We start from the raw sequence: 20,646 nt of genomic DNA, 5'->3' as shown, positions 1-20,646 counted from the left end.
GGGGCGCAGCCGGTGGCGGCGGTCAGGCGACGAGGCCGAGCCGCGGGCCGCCCCGGTCGCGCAGTCGTCTGAAGAAGGCCAGCACGCCCGCGGACCCGCCGGCCCAGGTGGCGCTCGACCGGGCGAGACCGGCGTCCGGGAACACGGGCCGGGACCAGGTGCCGCCGCTGCGGCTCAGGATGAGCAGGGCGACCGTCTCGGCCGCGTCCCGGAACTCCTCGGACGCGGACGCCTCCGCGACGTCCACCATCAGGTCGCCCACCCCGGCCAGTCCGCAGCACTGCGTGACCAGCGGCATCCGCGGTGCCAGCGCGGCGCAGGCGCGCGCGGCCCGCCGGGCGAGGTCGAGGTACCCGGGCTCGTCGAGGCGTTCGGCGGCCCGGACGAGCACGGTCCCGATGCCGGCCAGGCCCCGGCACCACGAGCCGTAGCTCCGCGCCGCCCCCGGCGCGGCGGCCGCCGCGATGATGTCCGGCGTCACGGCGGCCAGGCGCGCGGCGGCCTCCTCGGAGCGCCTGATCGCGTCCGGGTCCCCGGTCGCGGCGCCGTACTCCAGCAGGAAACAGACGACGCCCGCCTCGCCGTGCGCGATGCCCTCGCGGAGTGCGGCGCCGCCGGACGTGTCCGAACCGGTCGGGGACAGCCGGGCGGCGCCCGACGCCAGCATCCGGTCACAGTCGGCGGCGACGGCGAGATGCCGGTCCGCGGCGGGTCGGTGACCGGACCGGAGGGCGTGTCGGGCGAGCAGCAGCCGGCCGAGGCCGATTCCGGCGGCTCCCGCGATCAGGTCCGCCTCCGGAGGCCCGCCGTCCGGTGCGCGCTCCGGCAGGACGGGGCACCCGGACCCCGTGTCCGTGCCCGTGCCCGTGCCCGTGTCCGTGTCCGACCCCGGACCCGCTTCCGACCCCGCCTCCGCGAGGAAGAGTTCGACGCCGGTGCGTCCCGTGTAGAAGCCGGGTGGCAGGTTCCTGGACTGCTGTGCCGTCCACCGCGCCAACGCGGCGGCGGCGGAGCGCACATGGGGCCGGTCCGCGTGGTGGAGGAGTTCCAGTCCGAGTCCCGCACTGCCGCCGTAGACGTCGATCGAGGTGGGGACGTTCAGCCGGGCGGCCCGTACCGGGTCCACGATCGCGTGCGCCTCCCCGACGCAGTACGCGGTCGTGTGCTCGATGACCTCGTCCAGCAGGTCGCCGTCGACGCGGGGGCGCGCGGGCCGGCGTGCGGTTCCGGCCGTGCCGGTGCGCAGGCGGTCGGCGGCGGCGGTCCGTACGGCCGGGTCGAAGCTCAGGAGGCCGGTGATCGTCGACCGGATCTCCCGGTGGGCGCGACCGGGCAGTGCCCAGGCCAGGCAGGCCAGGGTCCTGTCCCGGTTGACGCCGTGGTCGGCGTCGACGATCACCGGGTCCAGGCCGGTGGCGGCGAAGAAGAGGGTCGTGCCGAGGGCGTAGTGGTCGTCTGCGGGGGCGGCCGGTCCGGTCGCGGTCAGGACCGGCTCGCTGTATCCGGGGGTCGCTCCTCCCGGGCCGGTGCCGTTCCACTCGCTGATCCCGAAGTCGACCACGTGGCAGTGGCCGGGGCCCGAGGCGTCGAGCACGACGTTGTCGGGCTTGAGGTCGCGGACGACCACGTTCCGGCCGTGGATCGCGTCCAGGACGCGCAGGAGCCGGGAGGCGAGGACGGACAGGGCGCGCGCCGGCCGGGTGTCGTCGTCCCGGTAGGGGCCGCCGCGCAGGACCTCCCGGCGCAGGTTCCGGTCGCCGCAGTCGCTCATCACCAGGTACTCGTCCGACCGGTGGGCGAAGTGGTCCAGGACGCGGGGCACGCCCGTGACGCCGTCGAGCGCGGTGAGGACCGCGCGCTCGTTGCGCAGCCGGTGGCGGGCGTCCGTACCGGATTCGTCCTCGCCGACGAAGGCCCTCGCCTGTTTGACCACCACCGGCCGCCCGAGGGTGCGGTCGACCGCGCGGTAGACGTTGCCCCGGGCCGCGCGCGCGATGCCGGCGGTGACCGTGTAGCGTCCGCCGCCGAAGCCGGGCGCGGACGGCTCGTCACCGGGTCCGGAGCCGGCCGCGAAGGGGTCCTCCGCCCAGGGCGGGCACCGGTAGCGGCCCACGGCCAGGCCGTCGAAGATCCGGCCGTCCGGGCCGGTCATGATGGATTCGAGCCGCCCGCTCCGGCCGGTCCGGTAGTCACCCGTGAAGGGGCCGTACCGGTAGTAGACCGGGGCCCTCGGGTCGACCCGCCGGTCGCTGACGACCCTCGGGCCCTCCCGGTCGCGCAAAACGGCGGCGAGCTCCCGGGCGACCTCGACCACGGCGTCGGCCACGGGATAGACGGTGATCGCCTTGCCGACGGCTCCGGCGTTCACCGCCCCGGAGTTGAGGCGGCGCAGCGTCTCCGGGTCGCGGGCGAACTTCGCGTGGCAGACGTGCCGGGACAGCACCGGGAGGACGAGCCGGGTCACGGCGTCGAGTTCGCCGGGACGCGCCGAGACGTGCAGTTTCCAGCCGTGTTCCATCGCCGGCATCCGCGGATCGTTCAGATACGACCAGGTGTCGTCGGACCAACCGCTGCGGCCGGCGATGGAGACGGCCACCGCTACGCGTTCAGGTCACAGGCGAAGCGGGTGGTGGCGGTCACCCAGGGGTCGGCGAGACACGCGGTGTGTTCGCGGTCGCCGCGGTCGTCGTCCTCGAACGCGATCGCCTCGTCGTCGATCTCCAGCGGACCCGCGTCGCGGATTCCGTCGGCTTCCAGAAGTTCCGGCACGGCTAAGGGCATGTGACGCCTCCATGGTCTTCGTGCGCTGAGGAGCAGGAAACGGCCCGTGCGGGCCGGTGGGCCCGCTGAGCCGGGAACTCGCTGCACAAAGGTAGGGAGGGGGCGAACCCGCTGACAAGGGGACGGAGAGGAAGTGTTCTCCGGACGGGGTCAGGCCTTCGGCACGGTGTTGACGTAGTCGGTGCCGGCGCTGTAGAAGCCGTCCACCGTCTTCTGGACGTCCGCCGGGGAGACGGCCTCGTCGGCCTTGTAGTAGACCCAGTTGACCTTCACGTCCCAGGTGCGCGGGCCGCCGGTGAAGGGGAGGTCGATGAACCAGTTGCTGAAGTGGATGTCCATCTTCTCGCGCGGGACGTACTTGCCGGAGCTGGTGAACAGCTCCTTGCCGTCCAGGGAGTAGGTGACCTTTCCGTCCATGGCGGTGATCACCATGGTGTGCCAGCCCTCGAGCCGCCGGTCGAGCGTGTGGCTGACCCGGTCCAGCGGATCGGCCTTGTACCAGCTGACGTTGTCGAGTCGCGGACCCGCCGTACCCCAGCCGCCGTTCGGCAGGTACTCGAAGTCGAGCTCGCTGTAGTTCTCGGAGGAGTCCGCGGGGGAGATCGGGAAGAAGGTCTGGACGACGTGGTCGCCGTTGCGACCGCTCGTGGGCTTGTCGCTGAGGTGGACCCGGGCGGCGAAGGTCCCCGTGAAGAAGTTCTTGCCGGTGCTCTGCACCTCGACCTGCCGGGTGCCCTGCGCGGTGCCGTCGGTGGAGGACCGCAGTCGCAGAACCCGGCCCCCCTGGGCGGTCGGGTCGGAGGGGAAGCCCGCACCGGCGGCGTCCCAGGTGTCCCGGATCCCCGGCCCGCCCCCGCCGGTACGGATCTCCCAGCCGTGGGAGGCGAGCGAGGGGTCGTCGGCGCCGCTGTAGTGGAAGTCGTCGAACAGGGTCCCCGGCGGTCCGGTCGGGGTCGGCGAGGCGTCCTGCGCGGGCGGGGCGGCGTCGGCACCCCCGCCGGACGCGGCGGGGCCGGCGGAACACGCGGCGAGTACGCACAGGAGGGCGGGGAGCGTGAGCGCGGTCCACGGGCGGCGACGAGAGGTGCGGCGGGGCTGGCTCACACGGGCTCCTTGGGGCGTAGAGGCGGTATGTGGACACGCCCGTTACATGAGGATCAATCGCTGATCACACGAATCGAGGGGTCATCCTAGCGAAGGGTTCAAGCCATCTCGTCTCGTGCGCGAGACCTGTCCGCCCACGGGTCGGAACGTGCCCCTCCGCATACCGATCCGGTTACGACACTCGATCGGATCATGTCAAAAGCGCATATCGCACACCAATCGATGCGGGCCATGCGCTACGGTCCGCTCTACGCTTCAGCGATCTACACACCCTGCACAAAAAGGCCACACAAGATGCGCCATGTCACCACATCCTTCGGGCACGGGCCGGCATACCCGGCGCAGTCAGGCATGGCCGAAAATCGTTTCGAGGAACCTGCTCCGGCACCGGTGTTCGTCGACCAGTCGGGTCTGCGCAGCCGTCTGCTGCGGCGCTTCGGCTGGCCGGTCTCCGTGGTCGGCGCGATCCTGGCGGCCGCCATGGGCGGCAGCCTGATCGGCATGCAGTCGGACGCCCCGGCGATGGGGATACCGCCGAAGCCCTCGTACCTGCCCACCAGGGGACCCTTGTCGCCCTCCTGGCCCTAGGGCACGGGCTGCGACACCCCACCCGAAAAGTTCGGTCACCACGCCGAATGTCGCGACATCCCACGACATGCCGCGACCATCGTGCCGCCCGGAGCAACGCCTGCGGGCGGGCCGAGCGTGCCTGATCGTCCGCACCACCCATCTCCAGGAGCGCCCTTGTCCCGCCACCAGCGTCGTCGGCAGTCCCTGCTGAGGCCGCGCCGACTGGCTGCGCCGCCGCTGCGCTTCTTCATGCCGCTGTCCCTGCTGGCCTGCCTGCTCGCGCTCCTCGTCCTGCGCGGCCTCGCCACCAATGAGGCGTTCCACGACACCCGGATCGCGACCTCGGTCGACAAGACGACCGTGCCGGAGAACCTGCTCAAGGGCGGCCCGCTCATCGACGCGCGCGGCACCAAGAACGAGCACCCGGTGAGTTATCGGATCCCCAACCACACCGTGGTTCTGAGCTTCGACGACGGCCCCTCGCCGGAGTGGACCCCGAAGATCCTGGAGGTGCTCGCGGCCCACGACATCCATGCGGACTTCTTCGTGACCGGCGCGATGACCACGCGCAACCCGGAGCTGATCCGGCAGATCGTCGCGGGCGGCCACGAGATCGGCGTGCACACCTTCACCCACCCCGACCTGGCCTACCAGTCCCACGCCCGGATCAGCTGGGAGCTGGCGCAGACGCAGCTGGCGCTGGCCGGTGTCGCGGGCGTCCACAGCGCGCTGTTCCGTCCGCCGTACTCCTCCGAGGCCTCGGCGCTCGACGACTGGAACTACCCGGTGATCAAGTACGTGGGCGCCCACGGCTACCTCACCGCGTTCATCGACCGCGACACCGACGACTGGAAGCGTCCCGGCGTCGACGAGATCGTCAAGGCGGCGATGCCGCGCAAGCCCGGCGCGGGCGAGCTGATCCTGCTGCACGACGCGGGTGGCGACCGTACCGAGACCATCGCCGCGCTCGAGCAGATCATCGACAAGCTGCAGGGCGAGGGCTACCGCTTCGCCACCATCTCCGAGGCGCTCGGCGCCACCAACGCCACCGTGCCGGTGCACGGCTACCAGCTGTGGGCGGGCAAGAGCTTCATCTGGGCCACCCACGTCGCCGTGCTCACCCTGCCGGTGCTGGTCGGACTGCTTGCCGTCGTCGGCTTCCTCAACTTCGGCCGGTTCGCGCTGATGCTCGTCCTCGCCCCGCTCCACGCCCGGCGCTCCCGGCGGCGGGACGCGTGGGGACCACCCGTCACCGAGCCGGTCACCGTCCTCGTCCCGGCCTACAACGAGCGCGAGTGCATCGCGAACACCCTCAACTCCCTGATCGCCAGTGACCATCCGATCGAAGTGATCGTCATCGACGACGGCTCCACGGACGGCACCGCGGACATCGTCGAGGAGATGAACCTGCCGTTCGTCCGGCTGATCCGCAAGGTCAACGGCGGCAAGTCCAGCGCGCTCAACACCGGCATCGCGGCCGCGTCGCACGACATCATCGTGATGATGGACGGCGACACCGTCTTCGAGCCGTCCACCGTGCGCGAGCTGGTCCAGCCGTTCGGCGACCGGACGATCGGCGCGGTCGCGGGCAACGCCAAGGTCGGCAACCGCGAGAGCCTGATCGGCGCCTGGCAGCACATCGAGTACGTCCTCGGCCACAACCTGGACCGCCGGATGTACGACATGCTCAACGTCATCCCGACCATCCCCGGCGCGGTCGGCGCCTTCCGCAAGGAGGCCCTGCGGCGGGTCGGCGGGATGAGCGACGACACCCTCGCCGAGGACACCGACATCACCATGGCGGTGCTCTGCGACGGCTGGCGGATCGTCTACGCCGAGCGCGCCCGAGCCTGGACCGAGGCCCCCGCCAGCCTCCAGCAGCTCTGGTCCCAGCGGTACCGCTGGAGCTACGGCAGCATGCAGGCGATGTGGAAGCACCGTCGCGCCGTGACCTCCCGGGGCCCGGCCGGGCGCTTCGGCCGGCTCGGGCTGCCGCTCGTCGTGCTGTTCGGCGTGGTCGCCCCGCTGCTCGCGCCGCTGGTCGACATGTTCCTGCTGTACGGCGTGCTGTTCGCGGACGCCCCGATCACCCTCACCAGCTGGGGCGGCTTCATCCTGCTCCAGGCCGCGCTGTCCTGGTACGCCTTCCGGCTCGACGGCGAGAAGCCCCTGCATCTGATCAGCCTGCCGATCCAGCAACTGGTCTACCGGCAGCTGATGTACATCGTCCTGTTGCAGTCCACGATCACGGCGCTGACCGGTGGCCGGCTGCGCTGGCAGAAGCTCCGGCGCACCGGTGAGGTCGCCGCCGCACCCGTGGAGGCCTGACCATGACCGCATCCTTCGGGTTCGGGGGCACCCAGGACACCGTCCAGCTGCGCGTCCCCGCCGCTCTGCGACGTGAGTACCAGCCGGAGCCGGAGCCGGCGCCGTCGGCGCCGTCCCCGCGCAAGGGCGGCCGGGACCGCTATCTCGACCTGCTGCGTGCGCTGGCGCTGGTACGCGTGGTGCTTTACCACAACTTCGGCTGGTTCTGGCTGCCCATCGTCTTCCCGTCGATGGGCGTGATGTTCGCACTGGCCGGTTCGCTGATGGCACGCTCGCTCAGCCGCCCCGCCCTCGGCGTCATCCGGGGCCGTCTGCGCCGACTGCTGCCGCCGATGTGGCTGTTCGGCGCGGTCATGCTCACCCTCGAGATCGCCGACGGCTGGGGGCCTGACGCCGAGGGCCACCCCGACTGGTGGTGGGGCAAGCTGCTGTTCTGGCTCGTGCCGCTGAGCACTCCGCCGTACGCCGAGTCGCTGAACGGTTTCGACCATCTTGTGGGGCACGGCTGGGCGGTGCAGGTCATCGTCCCGCTCTGGTACCTCCGCGCGTACCTCTGGTACGTCCTGCTCTCACCGCTGATGCTGTGGGCGCTGCGGCGGATGCCGGTGGTGACGCTGTCCGTGCCGCTCGCGCTGGCGATCGTCATGAACACGTTCTTCATCGACCAGGAGTTCGTCTACAGCCGGGTCTGGGAGACCGTCAGCGACTTCGCCACCTTCGGCTCCTGCTGGATCCTCGGCATGGCTCACCAGGAGGGCCTGCTCAAGAAGATCCCGCAGTACGTCGTGCCGTCCGTCGCGCCGCTGATCATGGTGGCCGGCTGGTGGTACCTGCAGACCCGACCGGTCGATCCGACCGTGCCCACCGACATCGAGAGCTGGCCCATAGCCCAGGCCCTGTGGTCCTTCGGCTTCGTCGCCCTCCTGCTCCACGTCAGCCCCTCCTGGGAGCAGTGGCCCAGACCGCTGGAGCGCTGGAACGGCCTGGTCAGCCTGCTCAACGCACGCGCCGTCAGCGTCTACCTCTGGCACGAGACCGCGTTGGTGGCCGCCATCCCCCTGATCGACCCCCTCTGGTCCGTCGGCTTCTTCTACGAGCACTGCCAGTGGCTGCTGACCAGCCAGTGGTTCCCGCTGCTGGTGGCGATCCCGCTGATCGGACTGCTGGTGCTGACCTTCGGCTGGATCGAGGACGTGGCCGCCAAGCGCTCACCACGGCTCTTCCCGTACCCGCGCCGCATCCGCGGCAGACGCCGGGCCGGGGTCTGACGCGGGCACGGCCCCTCTATCGTGGTGATCCGCGCCCGTACCGCACGCAGCCCAGGAGCCCCCATGCACCGCTTCGATGTCGAGACGCTGACGGCGGGCCGGTGGCGCAACGGCGGGGGAGCCACCCGGGAGATCGTCTCGTGGCCGGTGGGCGCCGAGGAGTTCCGGTGGCGTGCGAGCGTCGCCGACATCGACCGGGACGGGCCGTTCTCGGCGTTTCCCGAGGTCGACCGGACGCTGACCCTCCTGGCGGGCGACGGCGTGCGGCTGACGGCCACCGGGGTGTTCGACCGGACGGCGCGGGCGGAGGAGCCCCTCGCGTTCCCCGGTGACCTGGAACTGGCCGCCGAGCTGCGGGGCGGCGCGTGCCGGGTCCTCAACATCATGGTGCGGCGCGGCCGCGCGGTGGCCCGGGTGGAGCGGGTCACCGGACCCGTCGTGCCGGCCGGTGGGCACGCCGGGGTCTTCCACGTGCTGCGCGGCCGGTGGCGTACGGACGCCGGGGAGAGCCCGCTGGCCGCCGGTCAGGGCGTGTGGTGGGACGGGAACGACGAGGCGCCGGGCCGAGCGGTCGTGCCGCTCTCGCCCGACGCCGCCGCCCTGTGGGCGGATGTCGTGCCGGTGGGGTGAGTACGGGTCAGCCGACGGGCGCCGTCGACCGGTCGCCGCCGTCGAGGGCGGCCGGGTGCACGGTCTCGGCGGGCGGGTCGGCGGTGCGCCGCACCCACAGCCAGTACAGCGCCGCGGTGACGGTCAGGCCGACGATCCACGAGATGTCGGCGCCGTCGAGCCTCCTGGTGATCGCGCCGGTGTACAGCTTCGTGGCCAGGAACGGGACCTGCACGGCGACGCCCACGACGTAGCAGGTCAGCGCGGTGACGTTCCAGCGTCCGTAGCGGCCGTCCGGGTCGTACAGGGCGGGGATGTCGACGCGCTCGCGGGACACCAGGTAGTAGTCGACCAGGTTGATCGCGCTCCACGGGGTGAACACCATCAGGATCAGCAGCACGAAGTTCTTGAAGTTGTTCAGGAAGTCGGCGCTGGCGGCCAGCGCGATGCCGATCGACACGGCGGTGAAGCCGACGATGTAGGCGGCGCGGGCGGCGGCCGAGATCCGCGAGCGGCCGTCGAAGGCGGTGACGGTCGTCAGGATCGACATGAAGCCGCCGTACGCGTTGAGGCAGTTGACGGTCAGCTTGCCGACCACGATCACCAGGTAGACGAGGAGGGCGAGGGCCGCCGGTCCGGCCAGGTCGCCGAGGAAGCCCACCTGGTCGGGGAGGAAGGCCTTGCCCGCGACGGCCGCGGTGAGCGCCCCGAGGGTCATGGCCCACTGGGAGCCGATCACGGAACCGGCGAACGTGGACCAGAACGTCGCGCGCGTGCTGGTGTCGCGCGGCAGATAGCGCGAGTAGTCGGCGACGTACGGGCCGAAGGTCAGCTGCCAGCCGGCGCCGAGCCCGACGGCGAGCAGGAAGGTCGCCACCTCGAAGCCCTTGTTCCCGACGTGCGCGCCGACGTCGTACTGGGTGAACACCCGCACGAGGAGGTAGCCGAGGCCGAGCACGCCGGCGACGGTGGCGACCCGGCCGGCGGCGTGGATGAGCCGGTAGCCGGTGACGGCGACCACGGCGGTCAGCACGCCGAAGACGAGGATGCCGATCCGTGTGTCGTCGATGTGCAGCAGCTCGGACAGGGCCTGGCCGGCCAGGACGCTGCCGGTCGCGGCGAAGCCCAGGTACATGAGGATCACGAGGAGCAGCGGCAGGACCGCGCCGTGGACGCCGAACTGCGCGCGGCTGGAGATCATCTGCGGCACGCCGAGGCGCGGGCCCTGCGCGGAGTGCAGCGCCATGACGATGCCGCCGAGCACGTTGCCGATCAGCAGCGCCGGTATCGCCCACAGCGCGTCGGCGCCGAAGACGACGGACAGGGCGCCGTCGACGATCGCGGTGATCTGCATGTTGGCGCCGAACCACAGCGTGAACTGGCTGCGCGGCGTGCCGTGGCGCTCGGCGTCGGGGATGACCTCGATGGTGCGCCTCTCCATCGCGAGTCGTTCCCCCGGGGTGTGTTGGACCGGCATGTTGGAGACCTCTCCCGGCAGCGATTCCTGTGGATCCGGACGGACCGCGGCCGTCGACCGGCATCGCGGTGCGCCGAATCTCGCATAGAGGCCAACAGGGATCAATACTCTGAATGAACAATTTCAGCAGGTGGGATGCGACCCCGGCCCCGGCGGGCGGCGCGGGGGCCGGCCCCGTCCTCCCTGCGGGCCCGGGTCACGAGGACGCTCGGCCCCGCTGGGAGGCGATCAGGTCGCGGTACCACGCGAAGCTCGCCCGGGGCGTGCGGCGGCCGGTGGCGAAGTCGACCTCGACCAGGCCGAAACGCTGGTGGTAGCCCTCGGCCCACTCGAAGTTGTCGAGCAGCGACCAGGTGAAGTAGCCGCGCACGTCCACCCCTCGGGCCACGGCGTCCGCGACGGCGGTGAGGTGGCCGGCGAGGTACTCGACCCGCTCCCGGTCGTCCGTGCCGGCCGGCTGCGAGCAGCCGTTCTCGGTGATCCACACCGGCGGAAGGGCGTCGCCGTAACGGTCCGCGAGGCCGGTGAGCAGCTCCGTGAGTCCGTCGGGGACGACCGGCCAGCCGAACGCCGTGCGCCGGTAGGGCTCCTGAGGCTCTGTCAGGTCGAAGGGCAGGCCCGCTGCCGGATCGGCAGGGGCGGTCACCCAGGTCGGGTTGTAGTAGTTGACGCCCAGTCCGTCGAGCGGCGCGGCGATGGTGGCGAGGTCGCCGTCGCGCACCACTCCTCCCCAGCTCGGGTCGCTCATGCCGTAGGCCGACAGGTCGGGGTGGCTCCCGAGGAGGACCGGGTCGTTGAAGAGGCGGTTGTGCAGGACGTCGTACGCCGAGGCCGCCGCGGCGTCCGCGTCCGACCGGGCGTCCGTGCGCAGCCGCACGGGCGTGCAGTTGTTGGCGATCAGCACCGAGGCGTCCGGGACGACGGCCCGCAGCGCCGCGGTCGCGAGGCCGTGGCCGAGCAGCTGGTGGTGCGCGACGGGCAGGGCGTCGAGGAGCAGGGCGCGGCCCGGGGCATGGACGCCGAAGCCGTACCCGAAGGACATGTGCACGAAGGGCTCGTTCAGGGTGATCCACCGCTTCACCCGGTCGCCGAGCCGGTCCGCCGTCACCGCCGCGTACTCGGCGAATCGGTGCGCGGTCTCCCGGTTCAGCCATCCGCCCTCGTCCTCCAGGGCCTGCGGCAGGTCCCAGTGGAAGAGGGTGGGGGTGGGCTCGATCCCGGCGGCGAGCAGCGCGTCGACCAGCCGGTCGTAGAAGTCGAGGCCGCGTGTCTCCACCTTGCCCGCGCCGGTCGGAAGGATGCGCGGCCAGGAGACGGAGAAGCGGTACGCGTCGAGCCCGAGCCGGCGCATCAGCGCCACGTCCTCGTCGAACCGGTGGTAGTGGTCGCAGGCGACGTCGCCGGTGTGGCCGTCGCGGACGGCCCCGGGGCGCCGCACGAAGGTGTCCCAGACCGACGGCCCCTTGCCGTCCTCGTCGGCCGCGCCCTCGATCTGGTACGCGGCGGTGGAGGCGCCCCAGACGAAGCCGGCCGGGAGCCGGGGGAGTCGGGTGGGATCGGTGGGGCTGGTTGTCACGGGCACCTGCCTTCGCTGCCGGCTCGCCGTCCGAGGTGGGCCGCACCGTAACATGAACGCACGTTCACGTTCTATGGATGAAGCGGATCCCCGTCCCGTCCCGGGCTCACCCCTCCTCGGCCGTCAGTCGGCCGCGCAGGTCCTCCCAGTAGCAGTGCAGCATCCGCTTCAGCTCGTCCACGGTCTCCAGGTCCGGCTCGCCGTCGCCCTTGAACACCTCGTGCAGCACGGCGTTGGCGGCCCACACCGCCATCCGCGTCGCCCGTCGCGCCCGCTCGCCGCCGGGCCCGCCGGTCAGGTGCTCGACGATGCGCCGCAGGCCCTCGGCGATCAGCGCGTTGCTCGCCTCGTCGGCGCGGGCGAGCTCGGGACTGAGGTGCCGGCCCGCCCAGAGCGCCATGCCGCCCGGCTGCGACCGGAACAGCTCGGCGCAGACGTCGACCATCGTGCCCACCAGGTCGGTCAGTTCGTCCGCGAGGGCCCGCTCGACGAGCTCGTCGACGGCCGTCCCGAAGGCCTCCAGGTATCGCCGCCCGAGCGCGTCCACCACCGCGCCCTTGTCGGGAAGGAACTGGTAGATGCTGCCGACCGGCACGCCCGCCTCCTCGGCGATCCGCCGCATCGTCAGCGCCTCGTACCCCTCCTGGGAGAGGATCCGGTCGGCCGCGCCGAGGATGGCCTCGACCCGGGCCCGGCTGCGCGCCTGCTGCGGCTGCCTGCGCACGCGCGGCCGCGCCTCCGGCTCCGTCGCTTCCGTCACCCCGCGCTCCCGGTCGTCCGTCGAGGCGCGAACGTAACACGCGACCGTCCGCGCGAAGAGCGGATGGTGACAGGATCTCGCCGTCACGGGGTGGATGACGAACGGAGCGACATGTCCTACGACGGCGCGTACCTGTGGGGCCCGGCGAACTTCTCCGGACGGCCGCCCGGCCGGCTGGTGGGGGAGGGCGTCGCCGTGGGCCTGGTGACCGCCGGCCTGGTCGCGGGCGCCTCGGCGGCGGGGGTGTCCACCGGCTTCCCCACGGCCGGGACGGTCGTCGGTGCGGTGACGGCCCTGGCGTCCGCCGGGTATCTCCTCGCCACGAACGCGGGACGCGCCCTGGTGGGCGCGGTCGTCCTGTTCGGGGTGTTCCTCGCCTGGTGGACACCGGGTCACGCGGCGGAGGCCGTCCTCGCGGCGCGGGGCGTGAGCCGCACGGTGGTGGTCACCGAAGTCCACGTCCACCGCCACGAGGGACGCGACCACGTCGAGAACTCCTGCTCGGTGCGGCTGCCCGACGGCACCCCCGTGCGGGCCGAGGCCTGGCGCACCTGCGATGCCGACGCCCGGCCGGGCCGGCACCTCAGGATGGTCTTCGACCCGGAGGGTGCCGTCCCGCCGACCGACCGGGTTCTTCCCGCCACCGCCGTCGAGGGCTTCGCGGGGCCGGTGGCGGCGAGTCTGGCCCTCGCGGCGCTGTGCTGCGTCGCGGTGATCAGGTCCCAGCCCTGAAGGCCCCGCCTTCTTCTATCGCCAACCCGCGTTGTTCCTAGAATGGTCTCGTGGAGGACATCGACGCGATCGCGGTGCTGCAGGACCCTGTGCGGCGCCGCCTGTACGAGTACGTGGTGGCACAGGGCCGCGAGGTCGGCCGCAACGAGGCCGCCGAGGCGACCGGGGTGGCGCGGACCCTCGCCGCGCACCACCTGGACAGGCTGACCGGGGCCGGGCTGCTCGAGAGCGGCAGTCGCCGTCTGTCGGGGCGGTCGGGGCCGGGGGCCGGCCGTCCCGCCAAGGTGTACACGCGGGCGCGGGGCGAACGGTCGGTGTCGCTGCCCGCCCGTGACTACCGCACCGCCGCCGAACTGCTCGCCGAGGCCGCCGAGCAGGCCGGGCTCGACGCCGGTCTCTGCGCGGCGGCGCGCCGCCGGGGCGAGGCCCTGCGCGGCCCGGCGGGACCCTGCGGGGGCCTCGAAGAGGCCATGGAGACGCTGGCGGCGCGCGGCTACGAGCCGTACCGGGAGGACGCCGAGGGGGAGGCCGTGGGCGCCGTCCGGATGCGCAACTGCCCCTTCCACGCCGTCGCCGAGAGCTTTCCGCCCCTCGTCTGCGGCATGAACCTCGCGCTTCTCGAAGGGCTGCTCGGTACGGAGGGTCCCGTCCGCGCCCGTATGGACGCCCGGCCGGGGGAGTGCTGCGTGGTGGTCGAACCTTCTAAAAACAATGGCGATTGACATAGAAAAGCGGTGCGTGCTGGGATGAGGCCATGACCACGGCCCGGCACTCCGCCCACCTCGCCCAGCTCAACGTCTCCAGGCTCCTCCACCCCCTCGACGACCCGCGCGTGGCGCCGTTCGTCGAGATGCTCGACCCGGTCAACGCCGCCGCCGACGCGGCCCCCGGCTTCGTGTGGCGGCTCGTGGGCGAGGGGGAGGCCGACGCCACCGGTCTGCGTCCGCTGGGCGACGACGTCATCGTCAACCTGTCGGTCTGGGAGACCCAGGAGGCCCTGTGGGACTTCGCCTACCGCAGCGGGCACCTGGAGGTCATGCGGAAGCGCCGTGACTGGTTCCACCGGCACGTCGAGGCGCACCTGGTGCTCTGGTGGGTCCCCGCCGGGCACGTCCCGACCGTCGGCGAGGCCGTCGAACGGCTGGCGGACCTGCGGGCGCACGGCCCGTCCCCGCGCGCCTTCACCTTCGCCTCCTCCTACACCGCCGCCGAGGCCGCCGAGCACACGCGGGACGCGGACCCGGCGGCGGTCTGAGGCGGCCGTCAGCCGAAGTCGGGGATGGGGTGGGCCGGGACCAGGGCGGCCGCGATGCGCTGGGCGATCGTGTGGGCCGAGTGGCCGCCCGGGGCCTTCGGGCCGTTCGTGGTCGAGACCGCGATGGCCAGCCGCCCGGACGGCAGATACGCCTGGGACGCCGAGTACCCGAAGAACAACGGGTGCTGGGACACCCAGTCGCCCAGTACGAGCAGCCCCAGGCCGTAGTGGGTGGCCTCCGTCTGCGCGAGGCAGACCGTCGCCGGACACTTCGCGGTGGCGTGACCCAGACCGACCGTCCCCGGGTTCAGCAGCTCCCGGTAGGACGACGGCGAGAGCAGCCGGCCCGAGCCGATGCCGGCGGCCGAGCTCGCCAGGTCACAGATGTCGGTGGTCTCCACCGCGCCCGGCGCGGTGGTCCACGAGGGGTTCCAGAACGTCGACTCCTCGTACGTCCCGCGGTCGGACGTGAAGGCGTGCAGGACGGGTGCGGGGATGTCGGGCGTGAAACCGTTGCGGGTCTCGCGCAGTCCGAGCGGGCCCAGGACCTCCTGCCGGAGCAGGACGTCGAGGCGCGTGCCGGTGATCTTCTCCAGGGCGGCGCCCAGGAGGACGAAGTTGGCGTGCGAGTAGCTCCAGTTGGTGCCCGGCTCGTACCAGCGCTCCTTGCTCGTCGACAGCCGTACGAGCTCGTCGGCAGTCCACTGGCGGAACGGGTCCGCGGTGACGGCCCGCTGGAATTCCGGCAGCCGGACGTAGTCGACGAGACCGGTGGTGGAGGCGGCCAGCATCCGCAGGGTGATCCGGTCGCCGTCCTTGAGCCCCGGCAGCCAGCGCGCGACGGGGTCGTCGAGGCGCACCACGCCCCGGTCGACCAGCCGCAGCAGCGCCGTGCCCATGTAGCTGATCGCGATGTTCCCGTTCCGGAAGTGCATGGCGGGGGTGGCCGGAACGCCCGTCATCGACTCGCCGAGCGCGGTGGTGACGACCTCGCGGCCGTCGACGGTGACCCGCAGGATCACGGACTTGAGGTCCATCTCCGCCTTGGCCCGCTCGGTGATCCGCAGGATGGCGCGCGCCGGACCGCGCTCGGGCAGCCGGGAACCGACGCAGGGCCGGTGAGGGCGGCCGTCGGCCGTCGGGGCGCCGGCCGCCGCGGTGGGGGCGCAGAGGGCGAGGAGCGCGGCGACGGCGGTGACCGCGGCACGGCGCGACCGGGGGACGGACCGGAGCGGCCCGGTCTTGGTGCGGGGTGGTCTCATGGCCGGAGTATCGGCCGGTGGGGCGGGGTGGCCGCCCGAGGCGCCGTCGACCCGCGCGAACATCACCCGTCAGGCCCGCGCGCCGCCTTTCCAGGAGACGTGCCGTCGCCGCCGTGGGCGTCGCCACGCGCGCGTGCTCGCCGACGGCGCCCTGCCGCGGCCGCTGGTCTCCTCGACCTGGCCGCCCGGCGACCCGACGCTCGCCGGGCCCGTCACACGTCCCGCCAGACCTGCTCCGTCAGCTCGTGCGTCAGCTTCATCAGCCGCTCGCGCACCTCGGTGTCGTACGCCTGCTCGTGGGCGCGCGCATCGGTGAACCGGTCGAAGTAACGGCCGGTGACCGTGGCCAGGTCCGGGTCCAGGAGCAGTCGTACGGTGGGACGGACGCCCTCCTCCGTGGTGGTGGCGGGCGCGAGGCCGTAGGCGCGGACGCCGGGCGTGTCCATCAGGTGGGCGGGGTGGAGGGCGTTCACCGTGACGCCGGTGCCCCTCAGCTCGGCGGCCAGCTCGAAGGTCGCCATGATCATGGCCAGCTTGCTCCGGCAGTAGGCGCGCAGGCCCTCGTAGTCCCGCTCCAGCATCACGTCGTCGAGGTCGACGGCCTCCTGACCCATCGAGGCCACGTTGACCACCCGCGCCGGGGCCGAGGCGGTGAGCAGGGGCAGCAGGGCGCGGGTGAGTGCGTACGGCGCCAAATGGTTGACGGCGAAGCGGAGTTCATGGCCCTGGCCGCTCAGCTCCCGGACGAGCGGCCGTGCACCGCCGCCCGCCACCGCGTTGTGGATCAGCCCGTCGAGGTGCGGCTCCGTCGCCCGGATCCGGTCGGCCATCGCCCGCACCTGGTCCAGGTCGGAGAGATCGGCGAGATGGGTGCGGACCGTGGTACCGGGCCCCGCGGCCCGGGTCTCGGCGGCCACGGCCCCCAGGCGTGAGGCGTCCCGGCCGTGCAGGAGGAGGGTGCCGCCGCGGGGCGCCAGATCGAGGGCGAGAGCGCGCCCCATGCCCGTGGTGGCGCCGGTGATCAGAGTGGTGTGCTGGGTCATGGCGACGACTGTGGCAGCGTCCGGCGGCCCGGGGGAGTGTGTGCCGCACCTGGTGTCCACACCACCAGGCAGGTCCCCGGCCCGCGACGGCCGTTTCAGCCCGGCGCGCCTGGGCAGCCGCCGCCGTGGATATCGATGAGAGCCGAGGGAGCGAGGCCGATGTCGACAGGAACGATTCTGGCCATCGTCATACCCGTCGTGGTGGTGATCGCGCTGATCGTGCTGGCCGTCGCCCTGGACCGGCGGCGCCGTCGCCGGCTGCGCGAGCGCTTCGGTCCCGAGTACGACCGCGCCGTCGAGGACGCCGGGAGCAGGCGGGCCGCCGAGCACGACCTCGGGGAGCGGGAGAAGCGCCACGAGGACCTGGACATCAAGCCGTTGTCGAGCGGGGCGCGGGAGCGCTACGCCCAGCAGTGGAGCAGTGTGCAGGAGCAGTTCGTGGACCGCCCCGACGGCGCGGTGCACGACGCGGACACGCTGGTGACCTCGCTCATGCGCGAGCGGGGATATCCCACGGAGGGCTTCGAGCAGCAGATGAGGGACCTCTCCGTGGAGCACGGCCGCACCCTGGAGCACTATCAGGCGGCGCACGAGATCAACGCCCTGAGCTCCTCGCGGCAGGCCACGACCGAGCAGTTGAGAGGCGCGATGGTCCACTACCGGGCGCTGTTCGACGAACTTCTCTCGAACGGCGACACGCCCGGACAGGGCCGGAACTGACCAGGAGGACGCGCCATGCGACGCGAGTACGACACACCGGCACGGGCCGACGACACCGACACACCACCCATGTACCCCGGGGAGAGCACCGACCTTCCGGCCGGTACACACGCCGACGAGGGCACGCGGGAGAACGCCGCCGACGACGACACGCGTGAGCCGGAGCCGCGCGAGGCCGAGGGGCGCGGAGCCGAGCTGCGCGAGGCGGGGTCCGGCGCTGACGTGGGGGCCGGTACGGACGTGGGGTCCGGCACGTATATGGGGGCCGGTACGGACGTGGGGTCCGGTACGGACATGGGGGCTGGTACGGACGTGGGGTCCGGCACTGACGTGAGGTCCGGTACGGACGTAGGGGCCGGCGCCGATGCGGGGTCCGGCACCGGGGAAGAGCTGCCGCGCCTCCTCGACGCCGAGGCCGACGAGGCGTTCCGTACGCGCTGGCACGAGATCCAGAGCCGGTTCGTCGACGACCCCCGCGGAGCCGTGCACGAGGCCGACGAGCTGGTCACCGAGGTGATCCAGAGGCTCGCCGCCACCTTCGCCGACCGCAAGAAGGACCTGGAAGGCCAGTGGAGCGAGGGCGAGGACGTCGACACGGAGGACCTGCGCACGGCCCTGCGCCAGTACCGCTCGTTCTTCAACCGGCTCCTCACCACCTGAGGTCCGACCGAGCGAGGGAGGAACCCGAGGGGCGGGCCCACGCCTGGATCGAGGAGCGGGTCTTCTCCCCAGCCGCCCGTCAGGCCGCCCCGGACGATCCGCTGGAGGTCCCGAGCGCCGACGAGCAGCCGACGAGCAGCGGGGAGCAGGGAGGCCCGGCCGGCCCGTGAGCCGGCCGGGCGCGCCGTGCTCAGCGCAGGTCGAACCGGTCGAGGTTCATCACCTTGTCCCACGCGGCCACGAAGTCGCGCGCGAACTTCTCGCCCCCGTCCGCGGACGCGTACACCTCCGAGAGGGCCCGCAGCTGGGAGTGCGAACCGAAGACGAGGTCGACGGGGGTGGCGGTCCACCGCATCTCGCCCGTGGCGCGGTCACGGCCCTCGAAGACGTTCTCCTCGGACGTCGAGGCCTTCCACTCGGTGCCCATGTCCAGGAGCCCGACGAAGAAGTCGTTGGTCAGCGACTCCGGCCGGTCGGTGAAGACCCCGTGCCGTGACTGCCCGAACCCGGTGCCGAGCACCCGCATGCCGCCGACGAGCACCGTCATCTCGGGGGCGGTCAGCGTCAGCAGGTTGGCGCGGTCGAGCAGAAGGGTCTCCGGCGACAGCTTCTCTCCCGCCCTGAGATAGTTGCGGAAGCCGTCCGCCCGGGGTTCGAGGACCGCGAACGACTCCACGTCGGTCTGCTCCTGCGTGGCGTCCGTACGCCCCGGCGCGAACGGGACCGTGAGGTCGTACCCGGCGTTCTTCGCGGCCCGCTCCACGGCCGCGCAGCCGCCGAGCACGATGAGGTCCGCGAGCGAGATCCTCGCCCCGTCCGAGCCCGTGAAGTCCTGGCGGATCCCGTCGAGGGTCTCGATCACCCGGGCCACCTCGGGCAGGTCGTTGACCTCCCAGTCCTTCTGCGGCGCGAGCCGGATCCGCGCCCCGTTGGCGCCGCCGCGCTTGTCGGTGCCGCGGAAGCTCGCGGCCGACGCCCAGGCGGTGGTGACCAGCTGGGAGACGGAGAGCCCGTAGTCGAGGATCCGGGCCTTGAGGGCGGCGACGTCCGCCTCCCCGACCAGCGGGTGGTCGACCGCGGGGACCGGGTCCTGCCAGATCTGCGGCTCGGGGATCCACGGGCCGAGGTAGCGCGAGAGCGGGCCCATGTCACGGTGCAGCAGCTTGTACCAGGCCTTGGCGAACGCGTCGGCGAGCTCCTCGGGGTTCTCGTGGAAGCGCTTCGCGATCGGCGCGTAGACCGGGTCCATCCGCAGCGCGAGGTCCGTCGTGAGCATCATCGGGGCGTGCCGCTTCGACGGATCGTGCGCGTCGGGCACGGTGTCCTTCGCCGACGCGTCCTTGGGGGTCCACTGCTGCGCGCCGGCGGGGCTCGTCGTCAGCTCCCACTCGTACCGGAACAGGTTGTCCAGGTAGCCGTTGTCCCACTTCGTCGGCTCGTTCGTCCACGCGCCCTCGAGCCCGCTGGTGAGCGCGTCGGGGCCCTTGCCGCTGCCGTACGAGTTCCGCCAGCCGAGGGCCTGCTGCTCCATGGGGGCGGCCTCGGGCTCCGGGCCGATGTACTCGGGGTCGACCGCGCCGTGACACTTGCCGAAGGTGTGGCCGCCGATGATGAGCGCGGCGGTCTCCTCGTCGTTCATCGCCATGCGCCCGAACGTCTCCCGGATGTCCCTGGCGGCGGCGATCGGGTCCGGGTTGCCGTTGGGGCCCTCCGGGTTGACGTAGATCAGGCCCATCTGCACGGCGCCGAAGGGGCCGGTGAGCTCCCTGTCGCCGCTGTAGCGCTCGTCCCCGAGCCAGGTGTCCTCGGGGCCCCAGAAGATCTCCTCGGGCTCCCAGACGTCCGGGCGCCCGAAGCCGAACCCGAAGGTCTTGAACCCCATGGACTCCATGGCGCAGTTGCCGGCGAAGACCAGCAGATCGGCCCAGGAGATCTTCCGCCCGTACTTCTGCTTGACCGGCCAGAGGAGCCGGCGCGCCTTGTCGAGGCTCGCGTTGTCCGGCCAGCTGTTGAGCGGGGCGAAACGCTGGGCGCCCTGGCCGCCGCCGCCCCGGCCGTCCGCGATGCGGTACGTCCCCGCGGCGTGCCAGCTCATCCGGATGAAGAGCGGCCCGTAGTGGCCGTAGTCGGCGGGCCACCAGTCCTGGGAGTCCGTCATCACCGCGATGACGTCCCGCTTCAGCGCGTCGACGTCGAGGCCCGCGAACTCCTTCGCGTAGTCGAAGTCCGCGTCCATCGGATCGGAGAGGGGCGAATGCTGATGGAGTACCTGCAGGTCCAGTTGGTTCGGCCACCAGTCCGTGTTGGTCTTGGGCCGGGTCTCGGTGGGGGTGGGCGAGGGGATCGCCGGGTTCTCGCTCTCGCTGCCGGGCACGTGGGTCCTTCTTCCGCTCATCGTGACGGTTTCGGCGTCCGTCATGGTCGCGTACGGCGGACCGCGCAGGGGTGATAACACGCAGAGCCCGTCCAACCGACAGAAATCATCGGAAAGAAGGAATTCA

The 20,646-nt window shown here is 72.2% G+C and carries 18 protein-coding genes; 9 read left to right on the top strand and 9 right to left on the bottom strand.

Translation table 11 applies throughout. The annotated features are described in order from the left end of the window. Window positions 1-22 precede the first annotated feature (22 nt). From lanL to ABZ318_RS00925, 3 genes are all read right to left on the bottom strand, one after another. Window positions 23-2,596: a class IV lanthionine synthetase LanL gene (gene lanL, locus ABZ318_RS00935; protein ID WP_356900348.1), complete on the bottom strand. Its 2,574-nt coding sequence runs from the start codon at window positions 2,594-2,596 to the stop codon at window positions 23-25. 2 nt (window positions 2,597-2,598) lie between these two features. Beyond that, complete coding sequence (locus ABZ318_RS00930; RefSeq protein ID WP_356900347.1) at window positions 2,599-2,781, bottom strand: SflA family class IV lanthipeptide; 183 nt, start codon at window positions 2,779-2,781, stop codon at window positions 2,599-2,601. A 150-nt stretch (window positions 2,782-2,931) separates the two neighbouring features. Next, window positions 2,932-3,885 carry a glycoside hydrolase family 16 protein gene (locus ABZ318_RS00925; protein ID WP_356900346.1) on the bottom strand — a complete coding sequence of 318 codons (954 nt, stop codon included), beginning with the start codon at window positions 3,883-3,885 and terminating at the stop codon, window positions 2,932-2,934. Window positions 3,886-4,236: 351 nt separating this feature from the next. Here ABZ318_RS00925 and ABZ318_RS00920 point away from each other — a divergent pair, with 351 nt between their 5' ends. The 4 genes from ABZ318_RS00920 (at window position 4,237) to ABZ318_RS00905 (ending at window position 8,681) form a co-directional block, all read left to right on the top strand. After that, the gene (locus ABZ318_RS00920; protein WP_356900345.1) at window positions 4,237-4,473 is read left to right on the top strand and encodes a hypothetical protein; all 237 of its coding nucleotides are present in this window, start codon (window positions 4,237-4,239) and stop codon (window positions 4,471-4,473) included. 231 nt (window positions 4,474-4,704) lie between these two features. Further along, the gene (locus ABZ318_RS00915) at window positions 4,705-6,783 is read left to right on the top strand and encodes a glycosyltransferase (RefSeq protein WP_356900392.1); all 2,079 of its coding nucleotides are present in this window, start codon (window positions 4,705-4,707) and stop codon (window positions 6,781-6,783) included. A gap of 2 nt (window positions 6,784-6,785) precedes the next feature. After that, window positions 6,786-8,051 (top strand): acyltransferase, encoded by a 1,266-nt coding sequence (locus ABZ318_RS00910; RefSeq protein ID WP_356900344.1) that lies wholly within the window; start codon window positions 6,786-6,788, stop codon window positions 8,049-8,051. A gap of 63 nt (window positions 8,052-8,114) precedes the next feature. Beyond that, window positions 8,115-8,681, top strand: a complete 567-nt coding sequence (locus ABZ318_RS00905) for a HutD family protein (protein ID WP_356900343.1) — start codon at window positions 8,115-8,117, stop codon at window positions 8,679-8,681. A gap of 7 nt (window positions 8,682-8,688) precedes the next feature. On the opposite strand, the gene ABZ318_RS00900 is transcribed toward ABZ318_RS00905, so the two are convergent. The 3 genes from ABZ318_RS00900 to ABZ318_RS00890 all read right to left on the bottom strand — a co-directional run bounded on the left by ABZ318_RS00900 (window position 8,689) and on the right by ABZ318_RS00890 (window position 12,473). Further along, entirely contained in the window at window positions 8,689-10,137 is a 1,449-nt protein-coding gene (locus ABZ318_RS00900; protein WP_356900342.1) for a cytosine permease, read from the bottom strand. Between the two features lie 196 nt (window positions 10,138-10,333). Further along, the gene (locus tag ABZ318_RS00895) at window positions 10,334-11,719 is read right to left on the bottom strand and encodes a GH1 family beta-glucosidase (RefSeq protein ID WP_356900341.1); all 1,386 of its coding nucleotides are present in this window, start codon (window positions 11,717-11,719) and stop codon (window positions 10,334-10,336) included. A 100-nt stretch (window positions 11,720-11,819) separates the two neighbouring features. After that, on the bottom strand, window positions 11,820-12,473 hold the full coding sequence (locus tag ABZ318_RS00890) for a TetR/AcrR family transcriptional regulator (RefSeq protein ID WP_356900340.1): 654 nt from the start codon (window positions 12,471-12,473) through the stop codon (window positions 11,820-11,822). A 111-nt stretch (window positions 12,474-12,584) separates the two neighbouring features. On the opposite strand from ABZ318_RS00890, the gene ABZ318_RS00885 reads away from it, so the two are divergent. From ABZ318_RS00885 to ABZ318_RS00875, 3 genes are read left to right on the top strand one after another with little or no spacing between them, the layout of a single operon-like run. Next, window positions 12,585-13,205, top strand: a complete 621-nt coding sequence (locus ABZ318_RS00885) for a hypothetical protein (RefSeq protein ID WP_356900339.1) — start codon at window positions 12,585-12,587, stop codon at window positions 13,203-13,205. A 50-nt stretch (window positions 13,206-13,255) separates the two neighbouring features. Beyond that, a complete protein-coding gene (locus ABZ318_RS00880) occupies window positions 13,256-13,927 on the top strand; it encodes a transcriptional regulator (RefSeq protein ID WP_356900338.1) in 672 nt (223 codons plus the stop codon). 32 nt (window positions 13,928-13,959) lie between these two features. Next, a complete protein-coding gene (locus ABZ318_RS00875; protein ID WP_356900337.1) occupies window positions 13,960-14,460 on the top strand; it encodes a DUF3291 domain-containing protein in 501 nt (166 codons plus the stop codon). Window positions 14,461-14,468: 8 nt separating this feature from the next. On the opposite strand, the gene ABZ318_RS00870 is transcribed toward ABZ318_RS00875, so the two are convergent. Beyond that, complete coding sequence (locus ABZ318_RS00870) at window positions 14,469-15,722, bottom strand: serine hydrolase domain-containing protein (protein ID WP_356900336.1); 1,254 nt, start codon at window positions 15,720-15,722, stop codon at window positions 14,469-14,471. Between the two features lie 212 nt (window positions 15,723-15,934). Next, window positions 15,935-16,765, bottom strand: a complete 831-nt coding sequence (locus ABZ318_RS00865; RefSeq protein ID WP_356900335.1) for an SDR family NAD(P)-dependent oxidoreductase — start codon at window positions 16,763-16,765, stop codon at window positions 15,935-15,937. A gap of 159 nt (window positions 16,766-16,924) precedes the next feature. Here ABZ318_RS00865 and ABZ318_RS00860 point away from each other — a divergent pair, with 159 nt between their 5' ends. Then, window positions 16,925-17,485 carry a hypothetical protein gene (locus ABZ318_RS00860; protein WP_356900334.1) on the top strand — a complete coding sequence of 187 codons (561 nt, stop codon included), beginning with the start codon at window positions 16,925-16,927 and terminating at the stop codon, window positions 17,483-17,485. Window positions 17,486-17,500: 15 nt separating this feature from the next. Continuing rightward, entirely contained in the window at window positions 17,501-18,145 is a 645-nt protein-coding gene (locus ABZ318_RS00855) for a hypothetical protein (protein WP_356900333.1), read from the top strand. A gap of 190 nt (window positions 18,146-18,335) precedes the next feature. Here the strand turns inward: ABZ318_RS00855 and katG are convergent, their stop codons facing one another. Next, a complete protein-coding gene (gene katG / locus ABZ318_RS00850) occupies window positions 18,336-20,564 on the bottom strand; it encodes a catalase/peroxidase HPI (protein WP_356900332.1) in 2,229 nt (742 codons plus the stop codon). Between the last annotated feature and the right edge of the window lie 82 nt (window positions 20,565-20,646).

This window comes from Streptomyces sp. NPDC006197 (assembly GCF_040613865.1).
Classification (GTDB): domain Bacteria; phylum Actinomycetota; class Actinomycetes; order Streptomycetales; family Streptomycetaceae; genus Streptomyces.
Note: the sequence above shows the minus strand (reverse complement) of the source record. Positions and strands in the feature narration are given on the sequence as shown.